The organism is Desulfosporosinus hippei DSM 8344, assembly GCF_900100785.1.
Lineage (GTDB): Bacteria > Bacillota > Desulfitobacteriia > Desulfitobacteriales > Desulfitobacteriaceae > Desulfosporosinus > Desulfosporosinus hippei.
In genome coordinates, this window is sequence record NZ_FNCP01000036.1 from 21,083 (window position 1) to 37,297 (window position 16,215).

Annotated in this window: 18 protein-coding genes, 1 pseudogene and 1 riboswitch; of the genes and pseudogenes, 7 read left to right on the plus strand and 12 right to left on the minus strand. The window is 40.9% G+C overall.

The features are described 5' to 3' along the window. Window positions 1-58 precede the first annotated feature (58 nt). Window positions 59-892: an AraC family transcriptional regulator gene (locus BLS16_RS20915; RefSeq protein ID WP_092335565.1), complete on the minus strand. Its 834-nt coding sequence runs from the start codon at window positions 890-892 to the stop codon at window positions 59-61. Between the two features lie 381 nt (window positions 893-1,273). On the opposite strand from BLS16_RS20915, the gene BLS16_RS23875 reads away from it, so the two are divergent. Both BLS16_RS23875 and BLS16_RS20920 read left to right on the plus strand, forming a co-directional pair. Beyond that, window positions 1,274-1,423, plus strand: a complete 150-nt coding sequence (locus BLS16_RS23875) for a hypothetical protein (RefSeq protein ID WP_176786248.1) — start codon at window positions 1,274-1,276, stop codon at window positions 1,421-1,423. A gap of 327 nt (window positions 1,424-1,750) precedes the next feature. After that, a complete protein-coding gene (locus tag BLS16_RS20920; RefSeq protein ID WP_092335566.1) occupies window positions 1,751-2,278 on the plus strand; it encodes a cupin domain-containing protein in 528 nt (175 codons plus the stop codon). Between the two features lie 149 nt (window positions 2,279-2,427). Here BLS16_RS20920 and BLS16_RS20925 read toward each other — a convergent pair whose 3' ends face one another. After that, complete coding sequence (locus BLS16_RS20925) at window positions 2,428-3,270, minus strand: helix-turn-helix transcriptional regulator (protein WP_092335578.1); 843 nt, start codon at window positions 3,268-3,270, stop codon at window positions 2,428-2,430. A 258-nt stretch (window positions 3,271-3,528) separates the two neighbouring features. On the opposite strand from BLS16_RS20925, the gene BLS16_RS20930 reads away from it, so the two are divergent. Further along, a complete protein-coding gene (locus tag BLS16_RS20930) occupies window positions 3,529-4,236 on the plus strand; it encodes a 4Fe-4S binding protein (protein ID WP_345788551.1) in 708 nt (235 codons plus the stop codon). A 43-nt stretch (window positions 4,237-4,279) separates the two neighbouring features. Here the strand turns inward: BLS16_RS20930 and BLS16_RS20935 are convergent, their stop codons facing one another. From BLS16_RS20935 to BLS16_RS20950, 5 genes and pseudogenes are all read right to left on the minus strand, one after another. Further along, entirely contained in the window at window positions 4,280-4,438 is a 159-nt protein-coding gene (locus BLS16_RS20935) for a hypothetical protein (protein WP_345788550.1), read from the minus strand. Window positions 4,439-4,528: 90 nt separating this feature from the next. Continuing rightward, window positions 4,529-4,771 (minus strand): annotated as a pseudogene (locus BLS16_RS20940) (MFS transporter); the annotation flags it as partial. Window positions 4,772-4,870: 99 nt separating this feature from the next. After that, entirely contained in the window at window positions 4,871-5,209 is a 339-nt protein-coding gene (locus BLS16_RS24450) for a GNAT family N-acetyltransferase (protein ID WP_242876393.1), read from the minus strand. After that, window positions 5,206-5,442 (minus strand): hypothetical protein, encoded by a 237-nt coding sequence (locus BLS16_RS24455; RefSeq protein WP_242876394.1) that lies wholly within the window; start codon window positions 5,440-5,442, stop codon window positions 5,206-5,208. Before BLS16_RS24455 ends, BLS16_RS24450 begins: the two co-directional genes overlap by 4 nt. 164 nt (window positions 5,443-5,606) lie before the next feature. After that, window positions 5,607-5,864, minus strand: a complete 258-nt coding sequence (locus tag BLS16_RS20950) for a hypothetical protein (RefSeq protein WP_092335567.1) — start codon at window positions 5,862-5,864, stop codon at window positions 5,607-5,609. Window positions 5,865-6,017: 153 nt separating this feature from the next. Between BLS16_RS20950 and BLS16_RS20955 the strand changes: the two genes are divergently transcribed. After that, a complete protein-coding gene (locus BLS16_RS20955; RefSeq protein ID WP_242876395.1) occupies window positions 6,018-6,554 on the plus strand; it encodes a hypothetical protein in 537 nt (178 codons plus the stop codon). A 56-nt stretch (window positions 6,555-6,610) separates the two neighbouring features. Here the strand turns inward: BLS16_RS20955 and pta are convergent, their stop codons facing one another. After that, the gene (gene pta / locus BLS16_RS20960; RefSeq protein ID WP_092335568.1) at window positions 6,611-7,582 is read right to left on the minus strand and encodes a phosphate acetyltransferase; all 972 of its coding nucleotides are present in this window, start codon (window positions 7,580-7,582) and stop codon (window positions 6,611-6,613) included. 547 nt (window positions 7,583-8,129) lie between these two features. Between pta and katG the strand changes: the two genes are divergently transcribed. Next, window positions 8,130-10,325 (plus strand): catalase/peroxidase HPI, encoded by a 2,196-nt coding sequence (katG, locus tag BLS16_RS20965; RefSeq protein ID WP_092335569.1) that lies wholly within the window; start codon window positions 8,130-8,132, stop codon window positions 10,323-10,325. 387 nt (window positions 10,326-10,712) lie between these two features. Here katG and dapA read toward each other — a convergent pair whose 3' ends face one another. Further along, a complete protein-coding gene (gene dapA / locus BLS16_RS20970) occupies window positions 10,713-11,603 on the minus strand; it encodes a 4-hydroxy-tetrahydrodipicolinate synthase (protein ID WP_092335570.1) in 891 nt (296 codons plus the stop codon). 85 nt (window positions 11,604-11,688) lie between these two features. After that, window positions 11,689-11,864, minus strand: a riboswitch (Lysine riboswitch). 175 nt (window positions 11,865-12,039) lie between these two features. On the opposite strand from dapA, the gene BLS16_RS20975 reads away from it, so the two are divergent. Beyond that, a complete protein-coding gene (locus tag BLS16_RS20975; RefSeq protein WP_092335571.1) occupies window positions 12,040-12,516 on the plus strand; it encodes a hypothetical protein in 477 nt (158 codons plus the stop codon). 111 nt (window positions 12,517-12,627) lie between these two features. Here BLS16_RS20975 and BLS16_RS20980 read toward each other — a convergent pair whose 3' ends face one another. Together BLS16_RS20980 and BLS16_RS20985 are read right to left on the minus strand one after the other, a co-directional pair. Beyond that, window positions 12,628-13,752: a radical SAM protein gene (locus BLS16_RS20980; RefSeq protein WP_092335572.1), complete on the minus strand. Its 1,125-nt coding sequence runs from the start codon at window positions 13,750-13,752 to the stop codon at window positions 12,628-12,630. A 190-nt stretch (window positions 13,753-13,942) separates the two neighbouring features. Then, window positions 13,943-14,296 carry a CGGC domain-containing protein gene (locus tag BLS16_RS20985; RefSeq protein ID WP_092335573.1) on the minus strand — a complete coding sequence of 118 codons (354 nt, stop codon included), beginning with the start codon at window positions 14,294-14,296 and terminating at the stop codon, window positions 13,943-13,945. Between the two features lie 253 nt (window positions 14,297-14,549). Here BLS16_RS20985 and BLS16_RS20990 point away from each other — a divergent pair, with 253 nt between their 5' ends. Then, the gene (locus BLS16_RS20990) at window positions 14,550-15,050 is read left to right on the plus strand and encodes a hypothetical protein (RefSeq protein ID WP_034599984.1); all 501 of its coding nucleotides are present in this window, start codon (window positions 14,550-14,552) and stop codon (window positions 15,048-15,050) included. Window positions 15,051-15,078: 28 nt separating this feature from the next. Here the strand turns inward: BLS16_RS20990 and BLS16_RS20995 are convergent, their stop codons facing one another. Next, the gene (locus BLS16_RS20995) at window positions 15,079-15,564 is read right to left on the minus strand and encodes a hypothetical protein (protein WP_092335574.1); all 486 of its coding nucleotides are present in this window, start codon (window positions 15,562-15,564) and stop codon (window positions 15,079-15,081) included. Window positions 15,565-16,215: the final 651 nt, after the last annotated feature.

The window sequence follows — 16,215 nt, forward strand, 5'->3', positions numbered from 1 at the left end:
CCCTGGAACAGTTCTCATTATAGTAAGAAGTCTGTTTATTTACTTCTGAATTCTTGCTCTATTTAATCGGTATGCATAGATCCATTACGACATGCCTGTTTTCTCTGTCAACATTCCGATAGATATCTAATCCATATCTTTCATCCATTACATAATCGCTATAGGCCAGCCAAATATTGAATATGCCCTGAAAAGTGACAAAAATATCTTCTATCAAACCATCAAAACGGTAAACCGCAAATTTGCCCCCTTGAATTGTTGTAACATTATCGAGAGAACAGTTTTCATCCACGGTCATGCAAATATCGTATAAACATTGATCGACATTTGTAATACTAGGATCATGATAGGACCTTTCAATCAAAAGCGTGTCTTCCTTAAGATATTCTTTATATTTTTCTGTGAAGTCGTGCCAATTTTTCCCTAGTTCTATATAGTTTCCAATATGTCTTTCATAGATAACCAGGAAGTCATCCAGTTCCTGGATCAGGATATGTTGATCATATTCTGCAAACGATTGAAATCTGGCAATCTTGTCCGGGTAAAAGGGATGGGGTACACATGTTGTATTCGAATCCTTTCGAAATTCCGTTGGTGAAATATTATGGTGTTTCCTAAACGCCGAACAGTAATTTGATGGACTATATCCATAATCAGATCCAATGTCAGTAATAGATTTGTCTTTTTCAGTCTTAAGTCTTACAGCACTGTGTTCCATTTTTAAGCGTTTGATAAAGGCATAGATACTCTCCCCTGTTTTTTCCTTAAAGACTCTACTAAAGTAATATTTTGAAAAATGACAGTGATCTGCAACATCTTCAACAGAAATCTCCTCGTCTAAATGTCGCATGATATAATCAATACTTTGATTTACCCATTGGTTTGTAATCATAATGCCCAACCCCTATTGATTACTCAAATGAAATTTACAACCCTCGCATTTTATCCTCTAAGTGCCGGGAACAGCTAAATCATTCCACTCTAATATTTCTACTCTATTTCCTCGCATCCTTCTTCTAAGTAAAAATAACCCAATAATACACAAAAAAGCCAGACCGTTTAGATAAAAAAATCCAGCTCAATATTATTATTCACCTGGAACCGAATGAACCGCTTTAACTCAATTTTCAATTCTTTAGTCTGTTTGTCCAATGCTTGAATCACTTATTGATGCATACAATATTTAGAGGATCAAATAGCTTCCTAAGTTATAGAACATGATTCTGGATATACATGTGCAGTTATTTAAGAAATAAGAAAGTGGGAATGTGTAATGAGTGCTGATCAAAAATGCCCTATATGCCCGAAATGCGAGCAGGAATATGATAATGCGAATTCTGGAGGAGAAATTAATGTCTGTCCAAATTGTGAAGCGATGGAAATGCTAAAAATTTACGCCAAGCACCTAGTTCAGGAAAAATAATAAACTCATTCATTTAGCCAGTTGACTAAATCCTTTGAATAGCCGCATCATAAAGGTTCTCTTGATTAGGGGGGGCGCAAATTACTTCTTAATAGTAATGCGGCACCCCCTTTTAATTGTAAGCTTTCACCTAATTAACTCAACAACTATTTAGGCCATACACTCTGGGCGATGAGACTTCATATCGTACCATATACAAATTTTTCCAACTTTACCAGTAGTGTTGGAGGATGTTAGTGGATCGGTTATCCGGAATGCTACACAAGTGAGAGAATAGCTTCATTGACACGTTTATAAATTTTGAAAGATATGAAAGGGTGGAGTAAAATGTATAATGGATATAACTCCTATCTACGACCCTATTTTGATAACACGCCAATTTCTAACCCCTATAATTATCCCTGCCCTCCCAGGGCTGAAGCACCAATGTATCCAGGGAGGGTGCTTCCTTTAAGGGACTACGGACCAAACCCCTTTGTAATAAATATCAAAGAGACTACACTCCAAAACAATACCTTCCGTACCGCTTTGTGGACCGGCAATTATTTACAGCTTACCTTAATGAGCATCAATGTAGGAGATAGCATCGGATTAGAAATGCATCCTGATGTCGATCAGTTTATTCGCCTTGAACAAGGTCAAGGCCTTGTTATAATGGGAGACAGCAGAGATAGGCTTAATTACCAGCAAAGAGTGAGTGATAATTATGTCATATTAATACCGGCCGGTAAATGGCATAATCTGATAAATACTGGCTGCGTACCGCTTAAATTGTACTCTATCTATGCACCGCCTCAACATCCGCACGGCACTGTTCATAAAACAAAAGAGGTTGCTGAAGAACATCACGTATAACTAATCGTATAAAATTCTTACCAATTATAAAAGATCACTGCAGAGGAGTCCTTCTGCAGTGATCTTTTATAATTGATGTTGCACAGTCACAGCCACTAAGGTGATCAGGTTGACGTTGGAGCAAAGCCAAATCCGTTAGGTCAATGGAACTACTCATCCAACAATAATTTCATTTTTGTAGCAGTATCCGTTTCTGATAAAGGTACATGTACAATCAATTTTAAGCCAGAATTGTCTGAAACATCAAAATTACTAACTTCAAAATCTAATATTCCCGCAACAGGATGATTCAATTGCTTGTAAATTTCTTTATTACTCTCAATTTCATGTAAAGACCACCACAAATTAAATTCTGTGCTTTGCATTTTAAGATCATCAATAAACTGAGTAAGCCATGAATCTTCAATGTACTGCCCACACATTGAACGAAATCGGCCCACCAGACCCTTGGCATACAAATTCCAGTCGCCATATAACTGTTTATATTTATGATCTGTAAACATTGCCCAAACTATATTTCGTTCTCGAAGGTTCATTTCATGAAAATCTCCAAAGATTAAACATGCTGCCTTGTTCCAAGCAATAACATTCCACTTCTGATCCATGACAAGAGATGGGCAGAGTATTAAACTATCCAGAACATGCTGAAGTATGGGACTTACTGTTCCTTGGCAGCCCGGTATATCTGCCGGAAGGGGCTGATTCGCTAAAAGGTACAGATGAATGCGTTCTTGTTTATTAAGCAATAAAACTCTAGCTAAGCTTTCTATTACTTGAGTTGAAACATGAATAGGTCTTCCTTGTTCAAGCCATGTATACCAAGTCAAACCAATCCCGGCTAACTGGGCTACTTCCTCTCTTCTCAAGCCGGGAGTACGTCGGCGCGTTGCTGATGAAAGTCCCACTTGTGATGGTAACGTTCTCGCTCTTCTCGTTTTTAAAAAATCGGCTAGCTCTTTATAGCGATGTTTCTCATTATTCAAACTCGTCATCAATCCTAACTAGTATAATTTATACCAGTATAATCTCACTCCTAGTAACATTATAAGATCTGTATTACATTAATTCATGAAGAATTTGTAAAACGAATAAAAATGTTTTCTTAACTGCAGAAAGTCTAAAGAATTGAAGGAGGGGTCTCATGAAAATACAATCGCTGAAACTGGTTTGTTTTTCACCTACGGGGACAACTAAAGATTGTTCAAGGTATTGCCCGCGGAATTAATCATAGCACTGTTGAACTAATAGATATTACCAAACCAGCTGCGAGAAAACACCAATTACAAACATCAGAAAATGAATTACTTGTTGTTGCTGTGCCAGTTTATATGGGAAGAGTGCCATTAATTTTAATTGAATGGCTGCATGAGATTAAAGCTCGTAATACGCCTGTTATATGTATTGTCGTTTATGGTAATCGTGTGTATGACGATGCCTTACTTGAGCTTAAAGATATTCTGACAAAACGCGGATGTATGCCGATCGCCTGTGCTGCCTATATTGGAGAACACTCCTTTTCTAGTTCCGAAACACCGATAGCCGAAGCCCGTCCTGATGCAAGTGACTTAAATCACGCAGAATTATTTGGAGTTAAAATAAAGGAAAAACTGCTATCTGTTTCATCAGTCGATCACATTTCCGATCTAAATATACCTGGCAACTATCCTTATAGAGGAGATTCCAAGCTATGGAGTGTTGATTTCATAGCAATTAGTAATGAGTGTACGCAATGCGGAATTTGTGCAGAAGGGTGTCCTGTAGGGGCTATCGATTCCGAAAATAGTCATTTGATTGATCAGGAAAAATGCATCACCTGTTGTGCCTGCATTAAGAACTGTCCTCAAAACGCCAGAACTATGAAAACTGGTCTAGTCAAAGACGCTGCAATGCGACTAAACAAACTGTATAAAGAGCGAAAGGAGCCGGTATTCTTTTTTTCCAACATCAAATCAGGATGATTTTTTGAATAATTCTTTAGGATCATCTACAGGCAGGAGCATGTTACTCGATGCCAACATGATAAAGACTTTCTTTGCGGCCAAAGCACAATGCATCATACGTAAAACCGGGTATAGCTCCTGCCCCAGCTATTACTCTTTCTTTTGGCAGGATTTCATTAACTGCAAAACCTTCGCTAATGATTTTTATATGTATAACCAACTACACGTGGCAAGCGGAGCAGACACATTTTGTGCTTGCTCCTCTGTTTCAAAATAAATACTTTTTAATTCTATCCCTTTGTATGCCTTTTTAACCTTCAATGTTTTTTTGATCTAATAGTCTGATGACCGGAATCAGTGAACAAAGTATGGAAATCCCCATAATTAAAATCCCCGATATCAGAAACCAATGGTTTACGCCAATTCTATCGGCAAAGAGTCCCGAGAGGATTAAGCCCATAGGCATAGCGAGGGAAATGATGCTTCCGGTAAGAGAAAAAACTCGTCCTAAATATTCCGGCTTAATTTTTTCTTGAAAAAGAGCCATTTGTATCAGTGAAAGCCATTCAAAATCGACACTGGTGTCGATTTTAAATGGCTTTCATAAATTCATTATAATGATTCTCAACTCATCTCTCTTCAAATTTGACAATCAATCGATTACCAGTCCCATGCTGACAGCATCGAAAAATATGCCGTCTATGTACAAATTCCTTGTCAGAACACCTTCTTTTCTGAACCCATACCTTTCATACAATGCAATGGCTGTCTTATTATCGGCACGAGTTACCAGATCAATTTTTCTCACAATCTGGGTTTCCTTGGCCCACTCTATCAGGACTTCCAGAAGAAGGCCCCCTATTCCCAGGCTCCAATACTTCCTAAGGACAGCGATCCCCATTTCTCCCCTATGTCTTTTCCTGACCCTGGTTCCCCCTTCAAAAGTAATAAAGCCTGCAATCTCGCCGTCCGTTAAGCCTATGATGATCACGGAGTTATCCGTCCCGTTTTCAAAGTCAATGATTTCCTCTCCGTTTCAGGGGTTATTTCCAGCTCACCTTTGCCAAAGGAAAGAAAGTCCGACTCCCCACTTATACACATTTTAAACTTTGCCATTTCTTCCACATCATTTACAGTTGCTTTTCTGATCAGTAATTCCCTACCATTTTTCAGGGTTACCTTTTTCATGGCTATCCACTCTTTCTTATTACCTATATCGTTCATAAAACTAATCACCCCGTACGATAATCATATTATATCAAACGATAATTACCAATTCATTTGCTCACTTCGACCATTGGGTCAAGGGCAAAGCCAAAGAGCATGAACCCCTTCCTTTGACTTGGATTCATGCCCTTTGCTTTATGAACAGATAGAACGTATGGTAGTTATCCAAGTTTGCTGTTAGGCAGCAAATGACTAAAATTTTCAGCAAACTGCATAACAACGGATTGTACTTCCTCCAGCTTTTCCGGCTTTAGCAAAGCAATCATTTTCGGCAAAAACAGCATAATATCTTCTTGTGTAAAATTGCCTTCTGTCAGTTTCTTGAAGTTTTCAACTAGTAATTCCTTTGCTTCCTCTACCTTGTCATCTTTTACTCTTTCTAAAATGAAACTTAAAAATTGTTCCTGCCCGTTATTCATGTTTACTCCATTAAGCTTTATCCATCCCACAGTATATCACAAATGTTTTGTGTGTTCACAGCTTACTTCTGCTCTCTGCACAACCACCCCGCACGATGGATGGGCCTCTATACACTCTCAGGGGAAGCTAGGGCTAAGGGATAGGGGCTTCACATGCGGCACAAGAAACTCGTCAATCGTGTTGTCTTCCTCAAACATTCTCCCTTTTTTCAGCATACTATGGAATATCAAAACAGAGGGGTAATCTTAAGAATGATTGCTACAAATAATAGAACCGCTAACGATAATAAATATGAGTTGACTCTTAGCTTAATCAAAGATGAACGAATAGGCGATTTTCTTTTTCTTATTGCTGCAATTATAGCCCTAATCTCAACTTACCAAGCTGAGAAGGAAATAATTTCTAAAGAATCTTATAAAGAATCCCTACCGGATGATTCTGCCTATACCATTGCAGCCGCAAGCTGGTCATTCTTTATAGCAAGCATCATTTCAGCTTATGTGGTGATCGCCAGGTACAACCAAATTGCAACCGCCGATCGTGATGTTTCTCCGTTAACATTAAAGGGCGCAAAATATTCCACAATAGGAAATATCATTAGTGTTATTGGCTTTGGCTTGGCTGCCATTGGTGACCAATTAAAGGCAATGGCTTCTTCTTCCGGAGGGCCAACTGCAATATCTCGATAATCCAGCCGCAGTTGACAATTTCAATCATCGCTAATTTTCCTGTTTTTAGTTGGCCATTACTTAAGAGCGGCCGTGATTATACCCATCCTGTAAACCTCTTCGGCATTGCACCCCCTGGAAAGGTCATTAACGGGAGCGTTCAGACCCTGGAGAATCGGACCGAAAGCATCAAACTTTCCCAGTCGCTGGGCTATTTTATAACTGATGTTCCCTGAATTAAGATCTGGGAAAATAAAGGTGTTGGCCTGTCCCGCTACTCGCGAATCAAAAGCTTTTGTTTTAGCAACATCAGGAGAGAAAGCTGCATCAAATTGCAGCTCGCCGTCGACTGGAAAATCAAGGCTCATGGCTTTTAATTTTTCCGCTGCCTTACGTATTATATCGACAGTCTCACCTTGACCGGAGCCTAAGGTACTGTAGGAAAGCATAGCCACCTTCGGGTCTACAGCAAAACACCTGGCTGTTCTTGCTGTTTCCACAGCAATTTCAACCAACTCATCCTCTGTGGGTTTAACGTTGATAGCGCAATCAGCCATGAGATATGTTTCTTCGCCATCCGGCGTAGAGCGGTGCAGAACGAAACAGCTTGAGACAAGCTTATTGCCCGGCTTTGTCTTAATAATCTGCAATGCGGGGCGAACGGTATCGGCCGTGGAATAAGTGGCTCCGCCCAGGAGACCGTCGGCATAACCCATCTTTACGAGCATGATGCCAAAATAATTGGCTTTTGCCAAAAGAGCACGGCAAGCAGCCTCATCCACTTTTCCCTTTCTCAGGGCAAACAACTCTGCAGTCATTCTATCGATGCCAGCATAGGTTGAGGGATCAATAATTTCACTCCCTTCTACCGGCCAACCAATGTCTTGGGCCGCAGCTTCTACCTCAGAGCGATTGCCCAGAAGTACCGGCACGAGAATACCGTCCTTATACAGGCGACTTGCTGCCTCAAGAATCCTCGGATCAGATCCCTCAGTAAAAACGAGCTTTCGCTGCTTCCTCTTTAATAACGCAATCATAGGTTCAAACATAGTTCATCCCTGCCATTTCCCAATCTATTGAATATTCGCCGCTTTCTTTTCCAAATAGTATATTAATTATACTGAAATTTTAAAATACCGTAAATATACTTTTCAGTAGAAGTAGCACATTATTGTATTTCAAAATAACTTCATTTTTAATTTTCTTACTTTCTTGTTGTCATCTTTCTTATCATACTATATAATTAAGTTTGTAACCATTACAATTTTACATAAATTCTTAAGTTTGTAGGTGATTAGACAGAAAATAAGCCAAACTTTCCCACTGATATAAAAATGCGGCAAGCTTGTCAAGAATGTCAAAGCCATTGACATCAAACAGAGATGCTTGCTGTTTGAGAATATAATCTCAAAAGCAAATAGATAAGGAAGCCTTTTTATTCACAGCGAAATGACACTGTCAAGCCGCTGAACATTATATTTTCGGCATCGTTGTCAAGTTTGGATGGTGTTTTTTCTACTTGCGTGGAAAATCTCCATTCTTCCTTTGATAATCAAGATATGCACCTATTCAAGAAATTTAAGAGGAGGGAACTTTATGGATGAAAAAAGCAGATGCCCGGTAACAGGCCATACAAAAAGTGCTACGGCAGGGGGCGGCACTTCCAACAAGGACTGGTGGCCAAACCAGCTGAACCTCAAGATTCTTCATCAGAACTCAAACTTGAGTAATCCCATGGCTCCAGAGTTTAATTATGCCGAAGAATTCAAGAAGCTTGATCTGAAAGCCCTCAAGAAGGACCTATATGCCTTGATGACCGATTCTCAGGATTGGTGGCCGGCGGATTATGGTCACTACGGACCTTTCTTCATCCGGATGGCTTGGCACAGCGCAGGCACCTACCGTACCAATGACGGCCGCGGCGGCGCGGGATCCGGCACCCAACGCTTTGCACCCCTTAACAGCTGGCCGGACAACGTAAACCTGGACAAAGCTCGCCGTCTGCTCTGGCCCATCAAACAGAAATACGGCAGGAAAATTTCCTGGGCGGACCTGATGATCCTCGCCGGTACCTGCGCCATCGAGTCAATGGGACTTAAAACTTTCGGTTTCGCCGGCGGACGTGCGGACGTCTGGGAGCCGGAAGAGGACATATATTGGGGCTCTGAAGCCGAGTGGCTTGGCGACAAGCGCTACTCCGGTGAACGGGATCTGGAAAATCCTCTGGCCGCCGTACAAATGGGCCTGATCTACGTAAACCCGGAAGGCCCAAACGGTAACCCTGATCCTGTGGCCTCCGGCCATGACGTTCGGGAGACCTTTGCCCGTATGGCTATGAACGATGAAGAGACTGTCGCCCTCGTCGCCGGCGGACACACCTTCGGCAAGTGTCACGGTGCGGGGGATGCGGCCCATGTCGGTCCGGAACCTGAAGCTGCCGGCCTTGAGGAACAGGGCCTGGGCTGGAAGAGCAGCTTCGGCAGCGGCAAAGGCGGAGATACCATTGGCAGCGGCATCGAGGGTGCCTGGAAGCCGAACCCGACCAAATGGGACATGGGCTACCTGAATGTGCTTTTCAAATACGAGTGGGAGCTGGTCAAGAGCCCAGCCGGCGCGCATCAGTGGCTGGCCAAGGATGTAGCTGAAGAAGACATGGTGGTTGATGCCCATGACCCATCCAAGAAGCACCGACCCATGATGACCACGGCTGACCTCTCTCTGCGCTTCGACCCGATCTTCGAACCCATCGCCCGGCGCTACCAGCAAAACCCCGAAAAATTCGCCGATGACTTTGCCAGGGCTTGGTTCAAGCTCACCCACCGGGATATGGGGCCCCGTTCACGCTATCTCGGTCCCGAAGTTCCTGAGGAGGAGCTAATCTGGCAGGATCCGGTGCCGACAGTGGATCATGAATTGATTGACGAACAGGATATGGCGGATCTCAAGGGTAAAATCTTGGTTTCCGGCCTGTCAGTCTCCCAGCTTGTCGGGACAGCTTGGGCCTCGGCATCTACCTTCCGCGGCTCGGATAAGCGCGGCGGGGCCAACGGGGCACGCATCCGTCTTGCTCCTCAGAAGGATTGGGAAGTCAACCAGCCAAGTCAGCTGAATGCGGTACTTACGGTTCTGGAAAAAATTCAAACAGAGTTCAACAGTGCCCAGTCAGGTTCAAAGAAGGTTTCCCTCGCTGACTTGATCGTCCTGGGCGGCTGTGCAGGTATAGAGCAAGCTGCCAAGAATGCCGGTCATACTGTATCCGTTCCTTTTAAGCCGGGACGCACGGATGCCCAGCAGGAGCAGACCGACGTTACTTCAATCTCTGTACTCGAACCTGCTGCAGACGGGTTCCGCAATTACTTAAAGTCTAAATTTTCCGTACGGGCAGAAGAACTCTTGCTGGACCGTGCCCAACTTTTGACTTTGACCGCTCCGGAAATGACAGTTTTGTTAGGCGGACTACGAGTACTGAATACTAATTACAGTCAGTCTCAGCACGGTGTCTTTACCAGGAAATCCGAGGCCCTTACCAACGACTTCTTCGTCAACCTCCTGGATATGAGCACAACCTGGCAAGCGACATCTGACGATGAAAACGTGTTCGAGGGTCGCGATCGCACAACGGGCGAACTCAAATGGACCGGCACCCGTGTTGATCTCGTCTTCGGTTCAAACTCCCAGCTCCGGGCCATCGCAGAAGTCTATGCCTGTGACGACTCTCAAGATAAGTTCTTGCATGATTTTGTTTCTGCCTGGAACAAAGTCATGAACGCGGACCGTTTCGACCTAGCTTGAATATAGTTTAAAAACATCAGCCCCTCATGCTCATGCCGAGGGGCTTTTCCTTTGGAAATCAAGGTCATCATTTGCTCAATCATAGCAGTTTGCCTAAGGTTCAAACTTCAAATCAACCCCAAGCCCATTTTTGTGGCCGGTATCCCTATGACAATTATTGCACCCTATAGATTTTTTCTTGGTCGAGCACAAAAAACAAATCCTTATTTCGCTCCACTAAAGTGCGAAATAAGGATTTGTTTTTTGATTTGTTTTTTAATGAAGTATAGCCGCATCTAGGTTTGGCGCTACTTTATTAACTGCAATTATTATTACTTTTTGGGGAAAAGATAAGCAAACTACCCTATTGTCGTAATGACTGGCATGGTCTCTCTTCTTATAACTTCATCAAACGATTAATCCATATGCCCTCATAACTGAGATCAACTTTTCACGGTTTGTATCCTCAATTGTTGTGAGAGGCATTCTTAGGTAATCCTTGCAAAAACCCATAGCTGCCATAGCAGCCTTGACCGGAATAGGGTTAACTTCACAAAACAGGGCCTCTGTAATACCATAAAGCTTATATTGCTGCTCTGCACTGCCGGCAATGTCACCCTTAAAGAAACGGGTGCAAATCTCACGTGTCTGTGCCGGCATAATGTTGGAAAGCACGGAAATGCAGCCAACTCCACCAAGGGCCATAAGTGGAACTATTTGATCGTCATTGCCTGAATACAAATCAAGCTTGCCGTGGACACGCGCCATCGTCTCAACAATTTTTGAAATGTTGCCATTTGCTTCTTTGATCCCTACGATATTTTCGTGTTCAGCCAATGCCTCATAGGTTGCAGACTCAATATTAATTCCCGTCCTTGAAGGCACATTGTAAAGAATGATGGGCTTTGTGCTCTTGTCGGCAATTTGTGTAAACATTTTAGTTAGGCCTTTTTGCGTAGCCTTGTTGTAATATGGGGTAACTACAAGCATTGCATCCGCACCTGCTTCGCAGGCAAAACTAGTGAGGTCATGGGCGTATTCGATGTCATTGCTGCCAGTGCCTGCAATGATCGGCACTCTGCCTTTAGCTTGCTGAACAGCAAAGGTAATTGCTGCTCTATGCTCAGCGTCAGACAAGGTCGAAGCTTCACCTGTGGTTCCACAAATCACCAGAGCATCAATTTTTTCTTCAATTTGCCAATCAATCAATTTGCCAAACTGCTCATAATTAATTCCTGTTTCGTCCAGAGGAGTTATGAGAGCAGTGGCAATACCTTTGAAAACAGTCTTCTTTTTCATGTTTATCCCCGTCTCCCTCTATAAAAAAATAGCTGATACGGAATTCAGCCACTAAATTACCCATATGATTTTCCAATCATACTGTAAGATAGATAGCTCTCCGCAAACGCGACAGTTAAACAAATCTTATTTTGTTCAACCAGCCCTGTCCCCACGTAATTGAGACCGACTTCGGCATCTACACCTTTCACCAAAGCAACGGTCTTACGTAAACCTTAACAACTTCGGGTACTGATTGTACGATGCACCTCTATCAATTCTTATTAAGAATATTCATATATTGCTATATTTGTCAAGACTAAATTTGAAGAACCTCTTAGGCAAACTCCATCTAAGCTTAGAATCACTTGATTGTGTACATAACCCGTATAAGCCGAATGAAAATTACTTATTAAGCAAATAAATAAAACGCCTATAAAATTGGAGGTAAGAAAGCATGGATAAAATGATAACATTATTATTCTACCCCTTATTCCTAGTCATGACCTTTTGCTTAACACTAATCTTTATTCCTAAAAATAAATATAAAGAATATTTAATCTATGGAATTATTATCGGTGGATTAGGTGATATAATAGCAGTTGGTTTACTTCAAAACATACTAGGTATTATGTGGTTTAAGAACCTAAGCATCTTCTATGTTTTGAAAATGATGGCCCTATCTCCACTGTGTTGGACGGTTACTGTTATGGTTTTTCTTTATTTTTTACCCGCCAAAAAGTCTTTCAGGTATCCCTATATCTTAACTTGGGCCAGTATAAGCCTTGGTTACGGATATATCGTACGTAATGTTGGACTATACGATTTCGTTTACTGGTTCTACCCCGTACCGGGTTATTTTATATTTCTTTGCTGGTGGGGTTTTGCTTCATGGTTGTTTAGAAATACCAGCCCTTTGGCCAAAGAAGAGTGATTATGCTTAAGCGAATAAGTCTCTTGCAGGGCTTGAGCTCATCCCATGGATATTGTTAATTTCGTATTGAAAGCATGGACATCAATGTAATACATTTGGTATCTTAGCTCATTAAAAAACCAGCTCTCCTGGTCTATAGCCGACAGGCAATTCCTCTTCACTTAAAAACTTGAAACTGTCATCACGCAGTATGGGTAAAAATACTTCGTAAGGTATCCTGAAAAACGCACAGGTATAATTACTGGATCCCACCCACCTACCCTCATTGCCACTAAAATTCAAACCTCTGGCAAATTTCGTATAGTTTGAGCAATCATGAACTGCTAAATCCCAGCTTTCTTCTACGGCTGTTTTCATGAATTTCAGAGTTAATTCCCGACTCCAAATCGGAGATATATAGCCATGTCTGGAAATATACATGTTTTCCCCGTCATAATTGTCTATGTTATTGGCATTTAGGTGCAGCTCTGCACAATTGATAAAATCAAGTTTCGTCTCTAAGATCGCTTGCTTCTTCCGGAAAAAGGTTTCGAAGTACTCCGGAGTCATTGGCGTTTCAATACCTACATTTTTGATGTATTTTTTCGCTATTGCCATATTTTCAATCACTTTGTCTGAACAATTTGAGGCACCCAGGTTGAAACGCAACTCGTCAAGACCGGCTTCACCTAAAGCTTTCAAGGTCTCTGACCTAGCTAAAGTGCCATTTGTATAGAGGTGTTGATGAATCCCTGCAGCACTGAATTTCTTGATAATCGGATAGTATTTTTCAATTTCCATGAATGGCTCTAAATAAACATAGGAAATGCCCGTGGGCTTCTGCTGAATGGAAAGAAGTAAATCAATGTCCTTCTCATAAAACTTTGTGTCTCCGATTTCCCACATACCTTCGCCAACCGGGGGGATTTCATCCAGCTCTCCATAATGATAGCAGAACTTACACTCTAAGTTACATTTGTTCGTTTTCCTGATGGCACTCAAACCGGTTCCCAAGAGACAAGAACGACATCCTTTGGGGAATTTGCTTTCATTTCCCACAAAAAAAGTTCTGTTTTCTAAAGTTTTCAAGCCTTTGATTTCCGACATTAAGATATCATTTCTATGATCGATGGCTGCCTCAATTTGGGCAAAGGTTGCGTAAATGATTTCCTGTTGCTTGGTCATAATTTCCTCATCCTCTGGCAATATTGCAAAGAATTCAAACCAAGTCAAGGCATCTTTCTTGGAAATTTTCATAACATGTCCTCCTATAATTAAAAATCTACTACGGATTAGATTCCTATCTCCTGCTATGTTTTTTCATAATACCATAAAAGTTTCAGATTAACACGGATATAGCCAGGCTGGTCTCAATTTCCTCTAGTATTTTACCTTATGGTGATCAAAATGGATATGGGGACAAAAAAATAGAACTCCAAATAACTTTTTAGCTGTCAGCTTGAAGTTCATTACCATTATTATCGCTTTTATCTTTAGTCCTTACCTTTGGACCGTGGGTATATCCCACAACAGTAAAATGCTCAGATAGCCCTTCAATCAACGAGTCATAGTCTGGTGACCTTGCTCTCAAGCAGGAAGAAAGGTGTACAGATTCTATTCCGGCTTGAATCATATTCTTTATCTTACGATTTAAATCGCCGCCAGTGTGAGTAAACGTTAGTAATTCTAGTTCCTCAGTATATCGGGCAAAGGAATCCTTTCTTTGAAAAAAAGCGTTAAGACAGCCCTTTCCCGTACAAATTTGCATGGTTTCTTCACGTATTAAAATTCCAATCTTCATAAAAAACACCCTTAATCATTATACTACGATTTAAATGGCTAAGGTGTGACGTGCTTCACACTTTAGCTTGCTGAAAGTGGGTATTAATTTATCAAAGCAGACAGCATTTGCTTCCGCCAGTTTTCTATATTCTATTTGGCGGAAGGGCTTCTTTGTTATGCTATAATAAATGTCAGATAGACAATAATTTCTACGTCTAAACGTATAGAAGAGCTATCTCTATCAAACTATAGATTAAAGGAGGCGAGAGGAATTGGCAGTAGGATTTATCGGCATTTTTGGAATTGTTCTATTCGTTTTGGTACTTCTTATGATTGTTGCAGTCGTGCTTTCTGTTCGGTCACGACAAAAAAATATAGATCCTGTCTATCAAGATGAAGGGGGAAAAAAGATGATTAAGATGGTGTATACGTATCTTATTTTGTTTGCCACCTTGATGATGACCATTGGGGGAAGTGTCGCTTCCTTTATGGCAGTGGCTGACTTGGTTTCACCTCCAAGTTACTATATGACATATGAGGAATATAAGAGAGGGTATGTTGCTCCTCAAGAGTATAGCGATCCAAAACAGCCTCAGCAAAAAGTCGAAGAGAAAAGCGAAGAGGAATTACAAAAAGATTATCAAATCCTTGTTAGTCAGGAAAAGATTCGAGCCCGTGAGCGTGCTTTGAATAGCCTGATTAAGAGTTTTGGTTGGATTGTAATCCCTCTACCGATTTTTTTATACTATCAGCGGAGGTTGAAGCAGGAATAAAGAGCTTTAAAAGGTAATCATTTTAAATTCAAGATCTGATTAATCTTACTGCAGTTGCTAGACCTCTTGATAGCTCCTTATATACTAAAAGGCTCAAACAACCTATTAAAAATATCATAAAAATTCGTATGTATGTCGGATATTTATTAATCCTTATTAACCAAAGATTCGATCGCATCCCCATAAGTCCAATAAAACCTCCAATGGCCCCACCAGATATCAATATTAGCGGAATGCAGCATAAGAGATATTCATACCAGCTAAGTGATTGAGCCAGATCAAATTCCACTGAATCCAATACGATTTTTGGTATTGGATCGAGTCCAAATAACTGTCGTTTAATTTTTAAGAATCCAAAACTATCCTTTGAAATTTGAATTTTGTATTCATTAAGATTTGATTGCCGAATTATATTAAGCTCATCAGAAGTGATATTAACCGACCCGGACCAAAAGGATACGTTAATATCAATTACTTTATCCCCTGGATAATTTAGCTTAAACTCACATTTCATAAAAATCATCCTGCTTAATTCACTTTATTTTCCAAACAGACTCATTCCACCAGTCTCATTGTTAAAAACCATTTGCTTATCGTGAAAGGCCACCGATTGTCGCATAGTTCGTTACAGCCTTATTATAGTTCTAAGCCCCATAAAAATTGTCGAAATATTTATATGTAATGCATAAATAAAACATAAAAATTCTATAGATCATTTATCAATACTTTCTGTATGCTACTATGCGAATTTTTAGCTCTAACTAGTGATAAATTAGAAGGATAGAAGGTAGAAAAGGACTGTAAGAAACTTTAGTTTCCTTACTGTCCTTTTTCTACTGCATGTAGTGCATTTGACTATAGTACAAGATCCTTCTTCCTAGAAACTTTTTCCTGACTTTAGGAGTTTCTTAACAAAATAGAGGAATTTGAACCCTGAGAATCGCTTAATATAGCGGATTTCGGGGTATTTTTACCCTTAAAATTGTTAAATTATTTTGTCCTGTTATATCCTGTTATTTCATTCCTTTTTTGCTCGACTCATGGTATAATGGATTTATACAATTTCTTTAATTCGGAGGGCTCGATGTACGTTGCTATTACAGGCTCGGGCAAAGCCCGAGTCGTCCAGTTCAGAGAAGATACTCGCATACCGGGAACAACTAAA

Coding starts and splice junctions, on each gene's coding strand:
- BLS16_RS20920 (WP_092335566.1), top strand. CDS start 1,751: ATGTATAATGGATATAACTCCTATCTACGACCCTATTTTGATAACACG.
- pta (WP_092335568.1), bottom strand. CDS start 7,582: ATGTTTGAACCTATGATTGCGTTATTAAAGAGGAAGCAGCGAAAGCTC.
- BLS16_RS20975 (WP_092335571.1), top strand. CDS start 12,040: ATGGATAAAATGATAACATTATTATTCTACCCCTTATTCCTAGTCATG.
- BLS16_RS20955 (WP_242876395.1), top strand. CDS start 6,018: ATGCGGCACAAGAAACTCGTCAATCGTGTTGTCTTCCTCAAACATTCT.
- BLS16_RS24455 (WP_242876394.1), bottom strand. CDS start 5,442: ATGAACGATATAGGTAATAAGAAAGAGTGGATAGCCATGAAAAAGGTA.
- BLS16_RS20925 (WP_092335578.1), bottom strand. CDS start 3,270: ATGACGAGTTTGAATAATGAGAAACATCGCTATAAAGAGCTAGCCGAT.
- BLS16_RS20985 (WP_092335573.1), bottom strand. CDS start 14,296: ATGAAGATTGGAATTTTAATACGTGAAGAAACCATGCAAATTTGTACG.
- katG (WP_092335569.1), top strand. CDS start 8,130: ATGGATGAAAAAAGCAGATGCCCGGTAACAGGCCATACAAAAAGTGCT.
- BLS16_RS23875 (WP_176786248.1), top strand. CDS start 1,274: ATGAGTGCTGATCAAAAATGCCCTATATGCCCGAAATGCGAGCAGGAA.
- BLS16_RS20980 (WP_092335572.1), bottom strand. CDS start 13,752: ATGAAAATTTCCAAGAAAGATGCCTTGACTTGGTTTGAATTCTTTGCA.
- BLS16_RS20995 (WP_092335574.1), bottom strand. CDS start 15,564: ATGAAATGTGAGTTTAAGCTAAATTATCCAGGGGATAAAGTAATTGAT.
- dapA (WP_092335570.1), bottom strand. CDS start 11,603: ATGAAAAAGAAGACTGTTTTCAAAGGTATTGCCACTGCTCTCATAACT.
- BLS16_RS20915 (WP_092335565.1), bottom strand. CDS start 892: ATGATTACAAACCAATGGGTAAATCAAAGTATTGATTATATCATGCGA.
- BLS16_RS20950 (WP_092335567.1), bottom strand. CDS start 5,864: ATGAATAACGGGCAGGAACAATTTTTAAGTTTCATTTTAGAAAGAGTA.